Annotated in this window: 1 protein-coding gene and 1 pseudogene; one reads left to right on the top strand and one right to left on the bottom strand. The window is 42.5% G+C overall.

The window, feature by feature from the left end:
* Positions 1-96, bottom strand: a pseudogene (locus R7Q09_RS27375) (MarC family protein); the annotation flags it as partial.
* A 195-nt stretch (positions 97-291) separates the two neighbouring features.
* On the opposite strand from R7Q09_RS27375, the gene R7Q09_RS27370 reads away from it, so the two are divergent.
* Positions 292-565, top strand: a 274-nt coding sequence (locus R7Q09_RS27370) for a nitroreductase family protein (protein WP_318144111.1), incomplete at its 3' end; no start/stop codon positions are given.

The following is a 565-nucleotide window of genomic DNA, read 5'->3' as shown; positions in this document are numbered from 1 at the left end:
CGTGAGGCTCAAAAAGATAGGAATATTGGCAATGGGATTCATAATCGCAAAAAAGCCCATGAACACCGTGACAGTATGAAGTATCAGCTCTTTCATCTTTCCAACGTAGATAAACTATTGATTCTAAAAACAGTATATACCTTCACAAACAGAATGCGCGCCGTTTCCCCAGTCTGAACTCAAACTTATGCTCTAAGGCACAGTTTTTCTTTCGCGATAGTTTACCCATTCATTAAATACCGCTAAGGTGAACGCTCAGCCTAAAAATAGAACAAAGGATGTTAAGTCATCATGAACAGTACGATCCAAACCATTCTTGGCCACCGTTCCATTCGTAAATTTACCTCACAGCCTATCGATAAAGAGCAACTAGAAACCATCCTTCAAGCGGGTCTTGCCGCATCCTCATCCAGTATGTTGCAGGTAGTATCAATTGTTAGAGTCACGGACATAGAGAAGAGATCACAACTAGCGAAATTTGCAGGGAAGCAAGCATACGTTGAAAGCGCGGCAGAGTACTTGGTGTTCTGTATCGACTACCAGCGTCACGCCAGTATTAATCCTG

The organism is Vibrio sp. 2130-1, assembly GCF_033339515.1.
The sequence above is the reverse complement of the archived record's forward strand: the minus strand, read 5'-3'. Positions and strand labels throughout refer to the sequence as shown.